Here is an 18,563-nt window from a genome sequence, read left to right on the forward strand (position 1 = left end):
TGCACTGGACGCCTTTTCCAGTACGGGCGAGGGTCAAGTCGTGACCTTGCCGGCTCAGCTCGGCGGCAGCGCCCGTCGCATCGCCTCGACAGTCTGGTCCATCCGCGTCGCCAGCAGCGACTGGTCCGCGGCCGGTGCCTGCCAGAGCCAGATCGCGACGACAGTACTGCCCGACACGTACCACGTTCCCGCCGCACGGTCGGTGCCGTTCGAACCGGTGGTCGCGCGCACGTCTCCCGCCACCCGCGTGAACCCGGCCGACACGGCGTTCTGCAGCAGGTAGTCCGCGATCGCGTTCGCGCCGCCGCCGTCGCGCGCCGGGATCACGAGCAGGAGGTAGTAGGTGGGCTCCTGCGCTGCGCCCCGGAGGACCACTTCGTTCGCCCCGTTCTCCGTGAACACCTGGGCGCTCTGCGGCGAATAGATGCCGAGCTCCTGCCCACGGGCGATCGACATCGCGCCGTTGGCGGCGTTCGGAGTGCCCGGCAAGGCGGGTAGCCGGTCCTCCAGCGATGCCGCGGGGACCGCGGTAGGCGCCGAGGTCTGCGTCGTCGTGCTGGTGTTCCGTTCGCCGAGGAACCAGGTCGCGCCTGCGATCATCGCCGCTACCAGTAGGACTCCCAGCGCCAGGAACAGCCACGTCGGCTTGCGGCCGGTCGTGCGTTCCGGGCGGGTGGGCAGCGGCGGGACCTGCCTGCCCGGCTGGTGCGGCGGCACGAGGCCGGGCAGCGTGCCGTGCGGGATCGCGGGCGTGACGACCGTCGGGGCCTCGTGGATCCTCGGGTACGGCATGGAGTCCGTCGGCCTGGAGTCGGCCGGGCTGGGGGCGCTCGTGGGCACCGTGGAGGCGAGCAGTGCGGCCGAGCGGCCCGGCTGCGGCGGCGCGGCGGGAGCGGGCGGTTCGGGCTGCGGTTCGGCGGTCGGCCACGCCGGGGGCGGCTCCTGCGCGCGCGGCGACGCGACGGGCGACGGCGCGAACCCGCCGGACGCGGCCGCGAGCAGCTCCTCGCGCTGCTTGCGGTGCTCCCGCAGGCTGATCTTGCCCGCGGCCAGGTCCGCGTCCAGACGGCGCAGCTCGTCCTGCCAACTCATCCGGGCTCCTAGGTTCAGTCTTTGGCCTAACGTTAGCGCCACCGGGTGAATCTTGGCCCTCACCGGTCAAAACAGCGTCGGCGGTTCCGTGGGCTGCGGCTCCGGCAGTGGTTCGACCTCCGGGACGCGGGCCCGCACCTCTTCGTGGAAGCGGCGGGCCAGCGTCAGCGCGTGCGCGTTGTCGGGCGTGTGCACGAAAACCGTCGGGGAGCGGCCCTCCCGCAACCAGCCGACGACCGTGTCCACCCAGTACCCCCAGCCCGCCACGGTCTCCGCGTCGTCGTCGCGGCCGATGTAGCGCACGACGGGGTTCGCGGTGAGCGCGTGCGACCGGCGCGGCAGCCGTGGTTTCCGCTGCCACGCCTCCTCTTCCATAGCGCTGGTCGGCGGCGCGGCGAACAACACGCTCGTGTCGAACAGCACCTGCTCGGCGCCGACCGAACCGAGCACCTCCGCCAGCCGCGCCGCCCAGCGCGGGTCCTCGAAGAACGCGGGGTGGCGGACCTCGACGGCCGTCCCCGGGCTGCGCGGCATCCGCCGCAGGAACGCGCCCAGCGCGTTGAGTTCCGTCGGGCCGAACGACGCCGGCAGCTGCACCCACAGCGCGTGCACCCGCTCCCCGAGCGGCTCGACCGCGTCCAGGAACGTCCGGACCGGCACCGCGACGTCGTGCAGCCGCCGTTCGTGCGTGACCTGTTTCGGCAGTTTCAACAGGAAACGGAAGTCCGGCGGCGTCTGCCCGGCCCAGGACGCCACGGTGCTCGCGGACGGCGTCGCGTAGAACGTCGTGTTGCCCTCCACCGCGTTGCAGTGGTCGGCGTACGCGCGGAGCCCTCGCCCGGGCCACGCCGGATGGGTCCACATCGCGCAGCCGACGCGCACCTCCATGGCCGCGAGGCTACTCGACCGCGTCCGCCAGATACGCCGCCGCCTGCAGCGTGAACAGGTCCGCGTAGTCCCCGCCGAGGCGCATCAGTTCCTCGTGCGTGCCCTGTTCCGCGAGCTTCCCGTGGTCGAGCAGGACGATCTTCTCCGCCTGCCGGACCGTCGAGAACCGGTGCGAGATGTACAGCGTCGTGCGCCCCGCGGCGAGCGCCCGCAGGCGCGCGAACAGGTCGTGCTCGGCCTGGGCGTCCAGCGCCGACGTCGGCTCGTCGAGGATCAGGATCGGGGCGTCCCGCAGGAACGCCCGCGCCAGCGCGACCTTCTGCCACTCGCCGCCGGACAGGCTCACGCCCTGGTCGAACCACCGGCCCAGCGGGCTGTCGTACCCCTTCGGCAGGCGTTCGATCCGCTCCGCCACCCCGGCGCGGTCCGCGGCGACGGCCACGCGCGTCCGATCGTCCAAAGCGGACAGTTCGCCCAGTCCGATGTTCTCCGCCGCCGTGCCCTGGTAGGTCACGTAGTCCTGGAACATCGCGCTGATCCGCGTCCGCAGCTCGTCGGGGTCGAACTCCCGGATGTCCACGCCGTCGAGCAGGATCCGCCCGCCCGTCGGGTCGTACAGCCGGCACAGCAGCTTGATCAGCGTCGACTTCCCGGCCCCGTTGCGCCCCACCACCGCGACGGTCTCACCCGGCCGGATCTCGAAGGTCACGCCGTCCAGCGCCGGTTCCTCCGCACCGGGGTAGGTGAACGAGACGTCCTGGAACTCGACGTGCCCACGCACGGTTTCCGGCAGCGGCCGCGGTTTCGGGGGTGCGGTGATCCTCGGCGTCGTGCCGAGGATCTGGTAGAGCGTGTCGAGGTACAGGTTGTTCTCGTACATCCCGGCGAACCCGGTGAACAGCCCCGACACCGCGGTCTGGACCGCCGTCGCCGCGCTCGTGTACAGCGCCAGGTCGCCGATCGTGAGCCGCCCGTGCACCGCCTCCAGCGCGATGTACAACGCGATGCCCGAACCCGCCGCCGTCGACAGCAGGCTCCACGCGGTCCCGACGAGGTTCCGCTTCGTCGTCAGCTTCCGCTCGCGGGCGTAGTACGCCTGCCCGAGCCGCCGGAAGCGGTCGACCAGGTACGGCCCGAGCCCGAAGAGCTTCGTCTCCTTGGCGTAGGTGTCCGTGGTGACCAGCGAGTTCAGGTAGTCCATCCGCCGCCGGATCGGGGACACGTACAGCGCCAGCAGGAACGCCCGCGAGCCGTACTTCGACTGCGAGATGAACGCCGGGATCGGTGCCAGCAGCGCGACGAGCGCCAGCAGCGGGCTCACCGACACCAGCAACGCGATCATGCTGGCGAACGTGATCGCCGTGCGGACCAGGCCCAGTGCGGAGGTCAGCATCGACAGCGGCCGCGACGGAGCCTCCTGCGAGGCCTGGCGCAGCAGGTCGTAGGACTCCGAGCCCTCGAAGAACGCCAGGTCCAGCTTCGCCGCGTGCGACATCACCTGGTGCCGGATCGTCAGCGTCATGCGTTCCTGCAGCAGTTGCTGCGCGACGTTCGTCAGCGCCGTGCTGACCGCCGTGAACGTGAAGATGCCCAGCTCGAACACCGCGATTTCGACGATGCGGGCGGTCGAGCCGTGGCCCTGCACCGCGGCGACCACTGCGTCCAACAACAGCTTCGCCACGTACGCGGTCAGCGTCGGCAGCACGCCGCTGACCACTGTGGACAGTGCGATGAGCACCGTCAGCACCGGGCTGGCCTGCCACGTCAGCCGGAGCACCTTCGGCAGCCCGCGCACGGTGCCCGACGCGGAGGTCCGCAGGCGGTGCAGCCGCGCGCGGAGGTCCTTCGGCTCGTCGCTCGGTTCGGGGTCGGGGATCTCGATCGGGCCGGTCAGCCCGCTGTCCGGCACCATGCTGGCGGCCCGCCGCAGCCGCCGTCTCAGCCCGATCGGCGGCCCGCCACCGTGCATCACTTGGCGGTCACCGCCCCGTGCAGGAACACGTCGACCAGTTCGTCGACACCCACGGCGTGCTGCTCGTCGCGAGCGCGGATGAACAGCAGCGACAGGAAGAGGCGGCCGAGCTGCTCCGGTGGCAGCCGCAGCTGCCCGCGCTCGGGTTCGAACAGCTCCGCGATCGCCTCGCGCATCCTGGCGAACGACTCCTGCCGGTCGCCCCGGCGCCCCCGGTGGTGCCTGCCGGATCCGTGCAGTGCCCCCGAGATCGCCCCCATCCGCTCGAGGTGCGCGGAGAGCACGTCGGCGGCTTCGGCGAGCCGTTGCGCCAGCGGCTGGTCGAGCGGGATCTCCGCGATCAGCTCCAGCATCCCGTCCGGCCGGAGCGCCTCCTGCAGGCACGCGTCGACCAGTTCGTCCTTGTCCTTGAACGCGCGGAAGATGGTGCCCTCGCCGATCCCGGCCGCACGCGCGATCTGCGCCGTGGTGACGGCGGCGCCGTGTTCCGCGATCAACGGGAGCACGGCCTGCACGATCATCTTCCGGCGCTCTTCGGGGCGCATCCCCGGCGCCCGTCGTTTGGCCTCGGTCATGCGACCCAGTGTGCGGAGTGAGTGCTCACTCCGTCAACTGGACAAACGGAAACCGGCCCAGGGCAGGGCCGGTTTCCGCGTCAGTACGTGATGGCCATCGCCGGGTCGGCCAGTATCGCGCCGACGTCGGCGAGGAACTGCGAACCCTGCTGCCCGTCGACCAGCCGGTGGTCGAAGCTCAGCGCGAGCTGCAGCACCTTCCGGACGGCGAGCTGCCCGTCCACGACCCACGGCATGTCCTTGATCGCGCCGAAGGCCAGGATCGCGGACTCGCCGGGGTTGATGATCGGCGTCCCGGTGTCCACGCCGAACACGCCCACGTTGGTGATCGTGATGGTGCCGCCGAGCATGTCCGCCGGCGGCGTCTTGCCCTCACGGGCGGTCGTGGTCAGCTGTTCGAGCGCGGCCGCCAGCTCCGCCAGCGACATCGCGTCGGCGTCGCGGATCTTCGGGACCACGAGCCCGCGCGGAGTCGCCGCGGCGATCCCGAGGTGCACGTAGTCCTTGTAGACGATCTCGCCGGCCGCCTCGTCCCACGACGCGTTGACGTCCGGCGTCCGCTTCACCGCGAGGCAGACCGCCTTCGCCGCGAACGCCAGCGGGGTCAGCTTCACGCCCGCGAACGACGGGTGCTTCTTCAGCTTCTCCCGCAGCTCCATCATCGGCGTGACGTCGACGGTCAGGAACTCCGTGACGTGCGGCGCGGTGAACGCGCTGCTGACCATCGCCTGCGCGGTGGCCTTGCGGACGCCCTTGATCGGCACTCGCCGTTCACGGGCACCGGAGGACACCGGAGCCGCGGCGGGCGCCGTGGGCGCAGCGGGTGCGGCCGCTCGCTGGACGTCCTCCCGCGTGATCACGCCGTCCACCGAGGTGGCCAGTGCCCTCAGGTCGACACCCAGCTCCTTGGCGAGCTTGCGCACCGGCGGTTTCGCCAGTGGCACATAGCCCCCCTTGGTCACAGGGGCCTCCGGGGTGACTTCACGACGAGCGCGCCGTTTGGTCGTGACCGTCTTCGAGCCGTACCCGACGAGGGGCTTCATCTCCTCCTCGGCCGCGGGCGCGGAGCCGTTGACGGACGCACCCCCCGCGGGATCGACGTCCACGGTGAGGATCGGCGCGCCGACCTCCACGGTCTGCCCGGGTTCGACCAGGATCTCGGTGACCTTGCCCGCCCACGGGATCGGCAGCTCGACGGCGGCCTTCGCGGTCTCCACCTCGCACACGACCTGGTTCACCGTCACCTCGTCGCCCGGCTGGACGCGGACGCTGAGGATCTCGGCTTCGGTGAGGCCTTCGGCGGTGTCGGCGAGCAGGAACTGCTTGAACTCCGGCACCCCTCACCACCCCATCGCGCGGTCGACGGTGTGCAGCACCCTGTCCAGGTCCGGGAGGTAGTGTTCCTCCAGTTTGGACGGTGGGTACGGGGTGTCGAACCCGGTCGCCCGCAGCACCGGCGACTCCAGCGAGTAGAAGCACTCCTGCTGCACGCGCGCGGCGATCTCCGAGGCGATCGAGGACTCCGACGGCGCCTCGCTGACGACGACGAGCCGCCCCGTCCGCCGCACGGACTCGAACACCGGACCGAGGTCCAGCGGCGAGAGCGTGCGCAGGTCGATGACCTCCAGGGAACGGCCCTCGTCCTCGGCGGCGGCCGCCGCGTCCAGGCACACCTTCACCGACGGGCCGTACGAGACGAGCGTCGCGTCGGTGCCCTGCCGCAGCACGCGCGAGGCGAACAGCGGCCCCGGCGGCGTGGCAGTGTCCACTTCGGACTTCACCTGGCCGTTGTGGTACAGGCGCTTCGGCTCGAAGAACAGCACCGGGTCGTCACACGCGATCGCCTGCTGGATCATCCAGTACGCGTCGGCCGGGTTCGAGCACGAGACCACCTTGAGCCCCGCGATGTGCGCGAACAGCGACTCCGGCGACTCCGAGTGGTGCTCGACGGCACCGATCCCGCCGCCGAACGGCACGCGCACGACGACCGGCACCTTGATCCGGCCCTGCGAGCGGTAGTGCAGTTTGGCGAGCTGGCTGGAGATCTGGTCGAACCCGGGGAAGATGAACCCCTCGAACTGGATCTCGCACACCGGCCGGAACCCGCGCACGGCGAGCCCGACCGCGGTGCCGATGATGCCGGACTCCGCGAGCGGCGTGTCGAGCACGCGCTGCTCCCCGAAGTCCTTCTGCAGCCCGTCGGTGATCCGGAAGACGCCGCCGAGCTTGCCGACGTCCTCCCCGAGGATGATGACCTTGTCGTCTTTCTCCATCGCGGCGCGGAGACCGAGGTTCAGCGCCTTGCCGATCGTCAGCTTCTGCATGGCGTCGGGCGTCCCGTCCACTGTGGACCTCGCTGGGGCGGTCATCAGCGCTCACCCGCCGTCGCGAAACCGTCGAGGTAGGACAGGTACTCCTCGCGCTGGGCGTCCAGCACGGGGGAGGGTTCGGCGTAGACGTTCGCGAACACCCGCTCCGGCGGCGGTTCCGGCATGTTGAACGTGAACTCGCGCAGGTCCGCGGCGAACGCGTCGGCCTCGGCCTGGATCGAGTCGAAGAACGACTGGTCGGCGTGCCCGTTGCGGGCGAGGTGCGCGCGCACGCGCTCGATCGGGTCCTTGAGCTTCCACGCCTCCAGCTCGTCGGAGAGCCGGTAGCGCGTCGGGTCGTCGGTCGTGGTGTGCGCGTCCATGCGGTAGGTGAAGGCCTCGATCAGCACCGGGCCGTTGCCGTGGCGGCACTCGTCGAGCGCCCAGCGCGTGACCGCGAGGCAGGCCAGCACGTCGTTGCCGTCGACGCGGATGCCGGGGAAGCCGTAGCCGCGGGCGCGCTGGTACAGCGGCAGGCGCGACTGGCGTTCCGTCGGCTCGGAGATGGCCCACTGGTTGTTCTGGCAGAAGAACACCAGCGGCGCGTCGTACACCGCGGACCACACGAAGCCCTCGTGCACGTCGCCCTGCGAGGTGGCGCCGTCACCGAAGTAGACGATAGTGGCCTCGCCGTCGTCATCGCCGACCTTGCCCTCGAACTTCTGGCCCATCGCGTACCCGGTCGCGTTCAGCACCTGGTTGCCGATGACGATCGTGTAGGGGTGGAAGCGCTTGGCCTGGAAGTCCCAGCCGCCGTGGTCGGTGCAGCGGAAGATGCCCATCAGCTCGCGGAAGTCGACGCCGCGCGCGTACGCGACCCCGTGCTCGCGGTAGCTGGGGAACGCCATGTCCTGCGGCTTCAGCGCTCTGCCGGAGCCGACCTGCGCCGCCTCCTGGCCCAGCAGCGGGACCCAGATGCCCAGCTGGCCCTGGCGCTGCATGGCGTTGGCCTCGCGGTCGGCGCGGCGCACCAGCACCATGTCGCGGTAGAGCCCGCGCAGTGCTTCGCCGTCGACGTCCTCGACATAGCGGTCGAACTGGGGCGAGGCGACCCGTTCACCTTCGGGCGTGAGCAGCTGCGTCAGCTCAGCGCCACCTTCACTCGTTGCTCGCAAACCCGCGATCACCTGCTCCGGGGACGGTTGGGCGGCCTGTGCGGCCGGTCCTTCGCCGGGCTCCGGGTGCGTCCACTGCTCAGGGGACGGCATGCGCGTTCTCCTCCGTGTCGTGCCGGGAAGCCACTTTTGGCGGCCTCGTCGGCGGCGCCGGCGACCACCTGCGCATTCGGGTCCGAAGCGCTCGGGCAGCCGTCGGCCGTGACGGCTTACGCGGTCATCCTGACACGAACGTGGGGTGAAAGTTCAGTCCCGGCGACTGATTCGTTGCCGGAAAACCGGGAGTGAGCTGGGGAAACGCTAGGACTACCGACGATGGGGGCGCCGAAAGTCGGTCTTGCGGACCGGCTGTGAGCAGCTTGTTGACCACGGGTGCCCGGCGTCGCCGACGCGGGGTGCTGCGGTACCGGAAGCGGTTGTGAGCTGCGCCACAAGCGATCTCCGCTGGCAGAATGGCCGCGTGGAGCAGACAACCGTGCGTGAGACCGTGTCCCGGCTGTGGGAGAGCGAGGTCGTGCCGAGCCTGTCCGGGCTGGTGCGGATCCCGGCGCTGTCCCAGGCGTTCGATGCCGACTGGGCGGCCAACGGCCACCTCCAGGCGGCCGTCGAGCACGTGCGCGGCTGGATCGCGGGGCGCGGGCTGCCCGGTGCCACGCTGGACGTCGTGCGGCTGGAGGGACGCAGCCCGCTCCTGTTCGTCGACGTGCCCGCGACGCCGGGAGCGGAGGACCGCGGCACGGTGCTGCTGTACGGCCACCTCGACAAGCAGCCCCCAGTCGGCGGCTGGTCGGAGGGGCTGGGCCCGTGGCAGCCGGTCGTGCGGGGCGAGAAGCTGTTCGGCCGCGGTTCGGCGGACGACGGGTACGCGGCGTACGCGGCCACGACGGCGCTCGAAGCCGTGCACGCGGCAGGCGGGCAGCACGCCAGGTCGGTGATCCTGCTGGAGACCGGTGAGGAGTCCGGCAGCCCGGACCTGCCGGCGTACCTGGACCACCTGTCGGCGCGGCTCGGCGCGGTTTCGCTGGTCGTCTGCCTCGACTCGGGCGGCAACGACTACGAGCGCCTGTGGCTGACGACGAGCCTGCGCGGGCTCGCGCAGGTGCACGTGACGGTGCGGGTGCTCAAGTCCGCGCAGCACTCCGGGCTCGCGAGCGGGATCGTGCCCAGCTCGTTCCGCATCCTGCGGCAGCTGCTGGACCGCATCGAGGACGCCGGGACCGGCGAGATCAAGCTGCCCGAGCTGAACGTGCGCATCCCCGCGAACCGCCTTGAGGAGACGCGGGCGACGGCGTCGGTGGCGCCCGACGCGATGAGCAAGGCGTTCCCCCTGGTCGAGGGCATGCGCCCGGTCTCGGACGACGAGGCCGAGCTGCTGCTGAACAACAGCTGGCGCCCCACGCTGTCCGTCATCGGCGCCTCCGGCTTCCCGGAGCCGGCGAACGCGGGCAACGTCCTGCGTGACGCGACGACCCTCGCGCTGAGCTTCCGCCTGCCACCGACGGCCGACTCGGCGGCCGCGCTGAACGCGATCGAGAAGGCGCTGACGACGGACGTGCCCTACGGCGCACAGGTCGAGCTCGCGGGCGTGGAGCACGCGGACGGCTGGAACGCGCCCGACCCGGCGCCGTGGCTGGCGGAGACGCTGGAGAAGGTGAGCACGGAGGTCTTCGGCGCCCCGTGGCGCGCGGTCGGCCTCGGCGGGTCGATCCCGTTCATGGGCCTGCTCGCGGAGAAGTACCCGGAGGCGCAGTTCCTCGTCACGGGCGCGCTCGGCCCCGACTCCAACGCCCACGTCCCGGACGAGTGGCTGCACCTCGGCCAGGCCCGCCGGATCACGGAGACGGTCGCGCACACCCTGGCCGCCCACGCCCGGGGCTGACCGGCACGCGTTAAGCGCGTGTTACTACCCGATTGCCCAGGTCGCCGACATCACGCCGTGACCTCCCTGGTGCTGCGGAGGGGACCATTCGGATGGCAGGATGCGTGGACTCGCACGGTATGACCTACTAGGAGTGACGAACGTGGCGCGTGCAACATCCTTCAAGGCACTTGCCCTGCTGCCGGCCTTCGCGCTGGCGGGACTGACGTTGGCGTGCGGCGCGGGTGGCAACGGGTCCGGCGGCACCGCCCCCAGCGCCGGCGCGCCGGCCCCGCAGGAGATCCCAGCGGAGACCAAGGACGCCGCCCTCGCCGCGATGGTGCCCGCCGCGATCGCCGCGGACGGCAAGATCGTCGTCGGCCAGGACCAGAGCTACGCGCCCAACGAGTTCGTCGACAACGGCAAGGTCGTCGGTTTCGACGTCGACCTCGGCAACGCGATCGCCCAGAAGCTGGGCCTGACCGCCGAGTTCCAGAACGCCGCGTTCTCCGGCATCATCGCCGGCGTCGGCTCGGGGCAGTACGAGATGGCGATGTCGTCGTTCACCATCAACGCCGAGCGCCTGCAGACCGTCGACATGGTGTCCTACTACAGCGCGGGCACCTCGCTGGCGGTGCCGAAGGGCAACCCGGACAAGATCAGCCTCGACGACCTGTGCGGCAAGAACATCGCCGTCCAGCAGGGCACCGTGCAGGTGGACGACCTGACCAAGCGCTCCGAGGACTGCACGAAGGCGGGCAAGCCCGCCATCAACATGCAGCAGTTCCAGGCGCAGACCGACGTGAACCTGCAGGTCCAGACCAAGCGCAGCCAGGGCATGCTCGCCGACTCGCCGGTGGTCGACTACGCGATCAAGCAGACCGACGGCAACGTCGAGGTCGTCGGCCAGCCCTACGACAGCGCGCCCTACGGCATCGCGCTGAAGAAGGACCAGGGCGACTACGCGAAGGCCGTCCAGAGCGCCGTGCAGGCCATCATCGACGACGGCACCTACGCCAAGATCCTCGCCAAGTGGGGCCTCAACACCGCCGGTGCGGTCCAGAAGGCGGAACTGAACCCGGCCGTCAGCTGATCCCATGAGCTCAACCGAAGAGACGACCCGCCCGGAGGAGATCCGGGCGGTCCCGGTGCGCCACTACGGGCGCTGGATCGCCGGGGTGATCATCGCCTTCCTGGCGTTCATCGTCATCCGCAGCGTCGTCACCAACGCGCACATGCAGTGGGACGTCGTCGGGGACTACCTGTTCAACGACCGGGTGCTCCGGGGCCTGCAGAACACCCTGATCCTGACGGTGATCTCGATGCTCATCGGCGTGGTCGGCGGCATCCTGCTCGCGGTGATGCGGATGTCACCGAACCCGCTGTCGGCAGGGGCTGCGGGCACCTTCATCTGGCTGTTCCGCGGCACTCCGCTGATCACCCAGCTGATCATCTGGAACTACCTCGCGTTGTTCTACCCGCGGCTGGGGATCGGCATCCCGTTCGGGCCCGAGTTCGTCAGCGCCGACACGAACTCGCTCATCTCGCAGTTCTCCGCCTCACTGCTCGGGCTCGGCCTGAACGAAGCGGCGTACATGGCGGAGATCGTGCGTGGCGGCATCCTGTCCGTGGACGCGGGGCAGCTCGAAGCCGCGGCCGCGCTCGGCCTGTCGCGCGTGAAGACCCTGCGGCGGATCATCCTGCCGCAGGCGATGCGCGTGATCATCCCGCCGACCGGCAACGAGACCATCGCGATGCTCAAGACGACGTCGCTGGTGGTGACCATCGGCTACTTCGAGCTGATGGTGGCGACGCAGCAGATCTACTCGCAGAACTTCAAGATTCCGCCGCTGCTCATCGTGGCCGCGTTGTGGTACCTGTTCATGACCTCGGTGCTGACGTTGATCCAGATGCAGATCGAGAAGTACTTCGCGCGCGGCACGACCCGGGCGAACGCCCAGCGCCAGACGTGGACGAACCGCATGCTCGGCTTCAGGTTCGGCAACCGGGACCAGGGAGGGCAGCGGTGACGCCCGTCGTGCAGGCGCAGGGCATCCACAAGCGGTTCGGCCGCCTGGAGGTGCTCAAGGGCATCGACTTCGAGGTCGGCCAGGGCGAGGTGGCCTGCCTGATCGGCCCGTCCGGCTCGGGCAAGTCGACGCTGCTGCGGTGCATCAACCACCTGGAGAAGATCAACGCCGGGCGGCTGTACGTGAACGGGCAGCTCGTCGGCTACCGCGAGCGCGGCGGGAAGCTGTACGAGCTGCGCGACAAGGAGGTCGCCGAGCAGCGCAGGGACATCGGCATGGTGTTCCAGCGGTTCAACCTGTTCCCGCACATGACGGCGCTGGAGAACATCATCGAGGCGCCCGTGCAGGTCCGGGGCGAGAGCAAGGCGCAGGCCCGCGAGCGCGGCCGCGAACTGCTGGACCGGGTGGGCCTGGGAGACAAGGAAAGCGCCTACCCGGCTCAGTTGTCCGGTGGGCAGCAGCAGCGCGTAGCGATCGCCCGTGCGCTGGCGATGCGGCCGAAGCTGATGCTGTTCGACGAGCCGACCTCGGCGCTGGACCCGGAACTCGTCGGCGACGTGCTCGGCGTGATGCGCCAGCTCGCGGCGGACGGCATGACGATGATCGTGGTGACGCACGAGATGCAGTTCGCCCGCGAGGTCGCGGACAAGGTCGTGTTCATGGACGACGGCGTGGTCGTCGAGCAGGGCGTGCCGGAGCAGGTCATCGCGAACCCGCAGCACGAGCGGACGCGTGGCTTCCTGTCGCGGGTGCTCAGCCCGAACGCCTGACGTCGTAGGTGGACGGCGCCACGCGGACCAGCCGGTCGGTGGCGTTGAGGGCGTTGCGCAGACCTTCGCGCGTGATGGGGCGGGTCAGCCTGGCGCGGATTTCGTCGAGGTGCAGCGGCCTGCCCTCGGTCTCGATGAGCCGGACCGCGTTCTCGGTGCTCGACCCGCCCCGCTCGGCGTAGGGCTCGATGTGCCAGGACTCCAGTGCGAACGTGCTCGGTGCGACGCGGACGAAGCGGCTGTCGGCGTTCAGGCGGTTGTACAGCGGGCCCCGGCTGTACGACCGGTCCATGCGCCGCAGCAGCTCGTCGAGGTGCAGCGGCTTGCCCGCCTGGGCCAGCAGCTCGGCCACGAGGTCGGTGGCGGTGGGACCGCGCGTCGTGCGCCTGCCGGGGGAGATCCGTTCGACCGCCCTGTGCAGCGTCCGCCGCGGTTGGTGCAGCTCGTGCTCGGTCACGCGGTAGCCGCAGTGCGCGAGCCAGCCCACCAGCTCCTCGTCGGTCAGCGAGAACCCGCGCCGGGCGAACACCTCGGCCGGGGCCTCGGCCCGCAGCGCCTCGCCCAGCGCGGCGATCGCGTCCCTGGTGGTGGCCACGGCGGTGGGGAGGTCGGGTACCGCGGCCCAGCCGTGGTCGACCTGGAAGACGCCGCCGAACCGGGCCAGCACGCGCCAGGCCGAGACGTTCGGCGCGATGACCGGGTAGTCCAGCGCCGGCTGCCGGTCGAGCAGCCTGGCCAGCGGCAGCACGGGCGCGATCTCGGCCCGCAGCTCCTGCGCCCAGCGCCGCAGCGCTCCCTCACGTGCGAGGGCGGCGCGGATGCGTTCCTCGAACCCGGCTTCGATCGCGTTGCGCCGTTCCGGCGCGGGCAGGTACTGGCCGAACCAGCGGTACGCGTCGTCCTCGTCGGCCCACAGGCGACGTCGCAGGGCGGCCAGCTCGCCGTAGGTCACCCCGTCGGTGACCGCTCTGAGCTCCGCGAGGGCCTCCATCCCTCGACGATAGCCGCGTCACGCTGCTACCTCAGCGAAACTGCCCTACCGGAGTAACGGGGCGGCTAAGGTTTCGGTGCGCCGAGCGAAGTGGGAGGGCGGATGGCGAACGGGCAGCCGGGACCGGTGGACCGCGAGCTACCCCCGCTCGACCCGTTCGCGGGCGTCCCCGACACCCGCTACCACGTGGCCGCGGCGGACCTGCTGCGGCCGCTCGTCGAGCCGGGCAGCGGCAGCCTGCTGCGGTGGCGCAAGCAGACCAGCAACGCGCCGATCGTGCCCGTGGAAAACGCTTACATCACCGGCAGGCTGGACCTGCGGGGTGCCGACCTCGACTGCCTGTTCCGCTTCGAGAACTGCCGGTTCGAGCACGCGCCGGACGTGCGTGAGGCGAAGCTGCTGGGCCTGGTGTTCCGCCGCTGCTGGCTGCCGGGGCTGAAGGCGCGGAACCTGCGCAGCCGCAACGACGTCCGGCTCATCCGCAGTGTGGTGCAACCATTTCCCGGCGGTACCGAGGACGGCGAGACGGCCGTGCAGCGCGGGGACACGAGGGAACGCGGCGTGCCGGACGCGGCGATCAACCTGACCGACGCGGTGATCGAGGGCTCGCTGGTGCTGACGCGCACGCGCATCGCCTCGCACGGCCGCGCGCTGCAGGCCGACCGGCTGCAGATCAGCGGCGCGCTGCTGGCGTACCGGCTCCGCGCCGACGGCGAAGTGCGGGTACCGGGCATGCGCACCGGCGGTAACGTCAACTTCTCCGGCGCCACGCTCCGGAACCCCGGTGGTTTCGCGCTCGACGCGAACGGCGTGCACATCGGCGGCAGCCTGCTGTGCGAGGTGGACAATTTCGGCGCGGCCGACAAGCGCCAGCCGTTCACCGCGCGCGGGGTGCTGCAGCTGCCCGGTGCCCGCGTGGACGGGGACATCGTGTTCCGCTCGGCGGACCTCGCGAGCCCGCAGCGCGGGGCGATCGCCGTGGAGGCGTGGGACTCCAGCGATCCGTACGTGGACCCGTGGCCGGCGCTGGTCGCCGACCGGATGCGCGTCGAGGGCAACGTCGAGCTGTCCGACGGGTTGTCGGCGACGGGCACCGTGCGCATGATCAACACCCGGATCGGCGGTACGTTGCGGCTCGCCCGCGCCCGGCTGAAGGTGCCCCGCGGGGCGGTCGAACCGTTCTACGACAGGGCGTTGCACCTCGACGGCAGCGAGATCGAAGGCGACCTGGAGGCGACGGCGCTGCGCGTGCCGTCCGGGCAGCTGCGGATGGCGGACGTGCGGGTCGGCGGGAACGTGCTGGCCTCGAACGTGCACCTGGAGCACGCGGACCGCGACGTGTTCTCCGCGCGGCGCATGAAGGTGGCGGGGAACCTGCTCCTGACGGACGCGACGGTCGAGGGCACGGTGCGGCTGCAGGGCACCGAGGTCGGCGGCAGCATCGAGCTGTACGGCACGCACGTCACCGCCCCGACGGTGCGCCCGCAGACCAGTTACTCGGTGGACCTGCGCACGGTCCGCGTCGGCCGCAACATCAGCCTCACCCGCTCCCGCGATCGGCACTTCCGCGCGACGGGCGGGGTGAACATGGACGGCGCGAGCGCCGCCCGACGCATCGACCTGACCGGCGCGGAGCTGGAGTCGCTGCCGGGGCACGACATCGCGCTCGACGCGAGCGACCTGACGTCGGACGAGCTGTTGCTCAGCCCCGGCACCCGTCCCCGTGGCAGGTTGCTGCTGCGGCACGCGCACTGCCGCACGCTCGACGACAACGACCTGTTCTGGGCGGCCGAGGGCGGGATCGAGCTGGAGGACTTCCGGTACGACGTGCTCCGCCGCCCGATCGGGATGAAGAACGACCGTGCCGTCGCGAAGCGCATCGACCAGCTGCGCACGGCGATGAACGGCTACCGCCCCGGCCCGTACGACCAGCTCGCCGCCATGCTGCGCAGCAGCGGCAACGAGGAGCACGCGGACACGGTGTTGTTCCGCAAGCAGCAGTACCGGTACGAGGCGCTCGCGCAGGGCTACCGCGTGTTCGGGCCCGGGGTGCGGCTGTGGAGCTGGCTGCAGCGGTGGATGGTGGGCTACGGCTACCGGCCCGTGCGGGCGCTGGGGTGGCTCGTGGGGCTGCTCGTGGCGGGCAGCCTGTACTTCTGGCTGGGCGACGACCCGTGCGTGGCGGACCCGGGGCGCTACATGGTGGCGGGGCCGAGGTGCGCGATCGACCAGCAGGAGACGGGGCTCCAGTGGAACCCGGTGCTGTACACGGCGGACCTGCTGGTGCCGATCGTGGACTTCGGCAACAAGGGCCGCTGGTACATGCACGGCATGGACAAGTGGGTGAGCAGCGGTTTCGTCGCGGCGGGCTGGGTCCTCGCGACGACCGTCGCGGCAGGCGCCGGCCGCATGATCCGCCGCGACACCCCCAGCAAATGAGCCCCCCACACCCAGCCCCCCACAAACGGCCACAACCCCACTCAACGCAACCACAACCCGGGGGGTCCAGGGGGGCGAAGCCCTCCCTGTCGGGGGTTCGGGGGTCCGACCCCCGACGAAATGGCGAAGGGGCCCCGGCTCACGTTTTCCGTGAGCACAAGGACCCCATCCACTGAGCGGACGACGGGATTCGAACCCGCGACCCTCACCTTGGCAAGGTGATGCGCTACCAGCTGCGCTACGTCCGCACGCCCCGTTAACCGGTGCGGTGCACACTCTATACCCTGCCGTCGGAGGGCGGTGCAGGCACCCGGTCGGAGGTAACTCTGTCACTCCCGGAGTACAAGGGGTGACGCCAAGCGTTTCGCTCCGTATGGTGTCTCCATTCAACCGAACGGGTTAGTCCCGCCCGGGGAGGAGGTGCCTGGCCGGATGACGGAGGAAGCGACGGTACCGGAGCAACGCACGGTATCGGCCGATGAGCAGGCTCTTCTGCGTCGGCTCCGGGCAGGCGAGGACCGCGCCTTCAGCGAGTTGTTCGAGCTGCACTCGCCGGCGGTCAGGAGGCTGGCGAGGGGTATCGCCAGCGACGCCTCGGAGGCGGAGGACATCACCGCCGAAACGTTCTTCCGGGTGCTGCAAGCGCTGCGCCGCGGGGCCGGGCCGCGGGACCACATCCGCGCCTACCTGCTGACGGTGGCGCGCCGGGTGTCGTGGGAGTGGCACGGTGCCCGCCGGGACGTCCCGGTCACGGACGACGAGCTGACGGTCCGCGCGGGGGCGGGCGCGGACGCGCACGCCCGCACGGCCGAGCACAGCCTCATCGCGACGGCGTTCACGAGCCTGCCGGAGCGCTGGCGCACGGTGCTGTGGCAGACGGAGGTCGAGGGTGAGCAGCCCGCGGTCGTCGCCCCGCACTTCGGGTTGAGCGCGAACGCGACGGCCGCGCTGGCCCGCCGCGCCCGCCAGGGGCTGCGTGCGGCGTACCTGCAGGCGCACCTGGCGATGAACCGCACGTCCGACGTGGGCTGCCGCGGCGTCATCGAGAAGCTGGGCGGGTACACGGCGGGCAGCGTCACCGGGTCCGAGGCGGCCAAGATCCGCACCCACCTGCTGGGCTGCGCCTCGTGCCGCTCGATGCACGCCGAACTGCGGGACGTGTGCTCTTCACTGCGGGCGCACGCCGGGGTCATCGCGCTGCTGGTGCCGTCCGTGGCCGCGGTGGCCGCGTCCGGGGCGGGCAGCGGTGCGCTGGCGACCCTCAAGGGCCTGGTGCTGTCGAAGCTGAAGATCACGGTGGCGCTGGCTTCCACGGCCGCCGCCGGGGTGGTCGGCGTCGCGGTCGGTCCGGCGATCCTCGACCCGGACCACTCGCAGACGATCAGCCTGCCGGCGAGCGGCGTGGAGCTGAAGATCGCGGCGCCGGAGCCCTCGCTCCTCAGCTCGCCGCCGCAGGAGCCGGTGCCCCCTGGCGAGGCCACCCTGCGGCTGCCCGGGGCGGCGACGCCGCCCGTGGTGGGCGCCGGCCGGTCGGTGCTCGGCACCTCCGGTGGCGGCCAGGCCACGCAGCCGCCCGTGCAGGAGGCGCAGCCCCCTGCCGAGACCGGCACGTCGTCCTCGCCGGACCAGGTGAACGCGCGTGACGACCTCCCGTCCTCGGACCCGGACAAGGGCAAGGGCAACGGCAAGGACAAGGACAAGCCGGGCAAGGGCAACCACGGCTCGAACAACCCGAACAAGAACCAGACCTACAACTCCCGGGCGGACACCGCCCCGGACAACGAAGTGAAGTCCACCGAGTCGAACGGCAGGCCCGCGCCGCACGGCCGGTCGCGGGGGTTGTTCTTCTGGTGGCTGCACGGCCCGTCCACGTCGGACACGTCGGACACCGCGGGCACGCCGGAAAGCACCGGGTCGGGTACCACCACTGGATCTTGAGTCGCGTCCCTCGCGCACCGGGGCCGCCGCACGCTACCGTTGATCCGCTCAGGAACGACGGAGCGTGCCCGGGAGGCCACACACATGAACCGGCGGGTGCAGGGCGCGGACGGCCGGGAGTGGATCGTCCGGGCGCAGATGGAGTGGCGCCGCCCCGTGACCGTGGAGGACTTCGAGCACGACGTCGCGGGCAGCCCCGCCTCCGGCGTCGCGATGTTGTCCGTCACCCTCCTGCTCGCGGTTATCCTGGTGGCCTGGCTACCCGACGGGGTCGTGGTTCCGGCTTGGGTGGTCTGGGGCCTGTTGCTGATCGCGTTGTTCTTCCCGCTGCGGTGGGTGCTGAACCGGCCGTGGGGCCTGGTCGCCGAGACCGACGGGGACCCGCTGGGCGAGCACCCGCCGGAGCGGTGGGTCGGCGTGGTGACCGGGATGTTCCGCGTGCGGGGCGAGGTCGCGAAGGTCGCCAAGACCATCCAGCGCGAAGGCCTGCCGGACTTCGACGGCCCCCTGCATCCGATGGAGTGAG

The 18,563-nt window shown here is 71.0% G+C and carries 15 protein-coding genes and 1 tRNA gene; 7 read left to right on the forward strand and 9 right to left on the reverse strand.

Annotation, left to right across the window (positions count from 1 at the left end):
* Positions 1-54: 54 nt before the first annotated feature.
* The 7 genes from ABFX51_RS09665 to pdhA form a co-directional block, all read right to left on the reverse strand.
* On the reverse strand, positions 55-1,092 hold the full coding sequence (locus ABFX51_RS09665; protein ID WP_346053495.1) for a flagellar basal body-associated FliL family protein: 1,038 nt from the start codon (positions 1,090-1,092) through the stop codon (positions 55-57).
* 66 nt (positions 1,093-1,158) lie between these two features.
* The gene (locus tag ABFX51_RS09670; protein ID WP_428832463.1) at positions 1,159-1,956 is read right to left on the reverse strand and encodes a DUF72 domain-containing protein; all 798 of its coding nucleotides are present in this window, start codon (positions 1,954-1,956) and stop codon (positions 1,159-1,161) included.
* A 34-nt stretch (positions 1,957-1,990) separates the two neighbouring features.
* The gene (locus ABFX51_RS09675) at positions 1,991-3,949 is read right to left on the reverse strand and encodes an ABC transporter ATP-binding protein (RefSeq protein ID WP_177228673.1); all 1,959 of its coding nucleotides are present in this window, start codon (positions 3,947-3,949) and stop codon (positions 1,991-1,993) included.
* Positions 3,949-4,497: a TetR/AcrR family transcriptional regulator gene (locus ABFX51_RS09680; RefSeq protein WP_091507092.1), complete on the reverse strand. Its 549-nt coding sequence runs from the start codon at positions 4,495-4,497 to the stop codon at positions 3,949-3,951. The genes ABFX51_RS09675 and ABFX51_RS09680 overlap by 1 nt, the downstream gene beginning before the upstream one ends.
* Positions 4,498-4,607: 110 nt before the next feature.
* Positions 4,608-5,864 carry a dihydrolipoamide acetyltransferase family protein gene (locus ABFX51_RS09685; RefSeq protein WP_091506879.1) on the reverse strand — a complete coding sequence of 419 codons (1,257 nt, stop codon included), beginning with the start codon at positions 5,862-5,864 and terminating at the stop codon, positions 4,608-4,610.
* 3 nt (positions 5,865-5,867) lie between these two features.
* Positions 5,868-6,896 (reverse strand): alpha-ketoacid dehydrogenase subunit beta, encoded by a 1,029-nt coding sequence (locus ABFX51_RS09690; RefSeq protein ID WP_346053499.1) that lies wholly within the window; start codon positions 6,894-6,896, stop codon positions 5,868-5,870.
* Positions 6,896-8,104, reverse strand: coding sequence for a pyruvate dehydrogenase (acetyl-transferring) E1 component subunit alpha (gene pdhA, locus ABFX51_RS09695; RefSeq protein ID WP_091506884.1), 1,209 nt, complete (start codon positions 8,102-8,104; stop codon positions 6,896-6,898). Before pdhA ends, ABFX51_RS09690 begins: the two co-directional genes overlap by 1 nt.
* A gap of 367 nt (positions 8,105-8,471) precedes the next feature.
* Here pdhA and ABFX51_RS09700 point away from each other — a divergent pair, with 367 nt between their 5' ends.
* From ABFX51_RS09700 to ABFX51_RS09715, 4 genes are all read left to right on the forward strand, one after another.
* Positions 8,472-9,890: a M20/M25/M40 family metallo-hydrolase gene (locus tag ABFX51_RS09700; protein WP_177228674.1), complete on the forward strand. Its 1,419-nt coding sequence runs from the start codon at positions 8,472-8,474 to the stop codon at positions 9,888-9,890.
* Between the two features lie 142 nt (positions 9,891-10,032).
* Positions 10,033-10,962: an ABC transporter substrate-binding protein gene (locus ABFX51_RS09705; protein ID WP_245783036.1), complete on the forward strand. Its 930-nt coding sequence runs from the start codon at positions 10,033-10,035 to the stop codon at positions 10,960-10,962.
* Between the two features lie 4 nt (positions 10,963-10,966).
* Positions 10,967-11,899 carry an amino acid ABC transporter permease gene (locus tag ABFX51_RS09710; RefSeq protein ID WP_091506892.1) on the forward strand — a complete coding sequence of 311 codons (933 nt, stop codon included), beginning with the start codon at positions 10,967-10,969 and terminating at the stop codon, positions 11,897-11,899.
* Positions 11,896-12,669, forward strand: coding sequence for an amino acid ABC transporter ATP-binding protein (locus tag ABFX51_RS09715; RefSeq protein ID WP_091506895.1), 774 nt, complete (start codon positions 11,896-11,898; stop codon positions 12,667-12,669). Before ABFX51_RS09710 ends, ABFX51_RS09715 begins: the two co-directional genes overlap by 4 nt.
* Here ABFX51_RS09715 and ABFX51_RS09720 read toward each other — a convergent pair.
* Positions 12,653-13,660 (reverse strand): hypothetical protein, encoded by a 1,008-nt coding sequence (locus ABFX51_RS09720; RefSeq protein ID WP_346053503.1) that lies wholly within the window; start codon positions 13,658-13,660, stop codon positions 12,653-12,655. The two genes, ABFX51_RS09715 and ABFX51_RS09720, sit on opposite strands and share 17 nt — an antisense overlap.
* Before the next feature lie 102 nt (positions 13,661-13,762).
* Here ABFX51_RS09720 and ABFX51_RS09725 point away from each other — a divergent pair, with 102 nt between their 5' ends.
* Positions 13,763-16,099, forward strand: a complete 2,337-nt coding sequence (locus tag ABFX51_RS09725; protein WP_346053505.1) for a translocation/assembly module TamB domain-containing protein — start codon at positions 13,763-13,765, stop codon at positions 16,097-16,099.
* A 175-nt stretch (positions 16,100-16,274) separates the two neighbouring features.
* On the opposite strand, the gene ABFX51_RS09730 is transcribed toward ABFX51_RS09725, so the two are convergent.
* Positions 16,275-16,347 (reverse strand) — tRNA-Gly (locus ABFX51_RS09730).
* A 184-nt stretch (positions 16,348-16,531) separates the two neighbouring features.
* Here ABFX51_RS09730 and ABFX51_RS09735 point away from each other — a divergent pair.
* On the forward strand, positions 16,532-18,037 hold the full coding sequence (locus tag ABFX51_RS09735; RefSeq protein WP_346053507.1) for a sigma-70 family RNA polymerase sigma factor: 1,506 nt from the start codon (positions 16,532-16,534) through the stop codon (positions 18,035-18,037).
* Between the two features lie 84 nt (positions 18,038-18,121).
* On the forward strand, positions 18,122-18,562 hold the full coding sequence (locus tag ABFX51_RS09740; RefSeq protein ID WP_091506900.1) for a DUF983 domain-containing protein: 441 nt from the start codon (positions 18,122-18,124) through the stop codon (positions 18,560-18,562).
* Position 18,563: the final 1 nt, after the last annotated feature.

The organism is Amycolatopsis dongchuanensis, assembly GCF_039542405.1.
In the GTDB taxonomy this organism is placed as follows: Bacteria; Actinomycetota; Actinomycetes; order Mycobacteriales; family Pseudonocardiaceae; genus Amycolatopsis_E; species Amycolatopsis_E sacchari.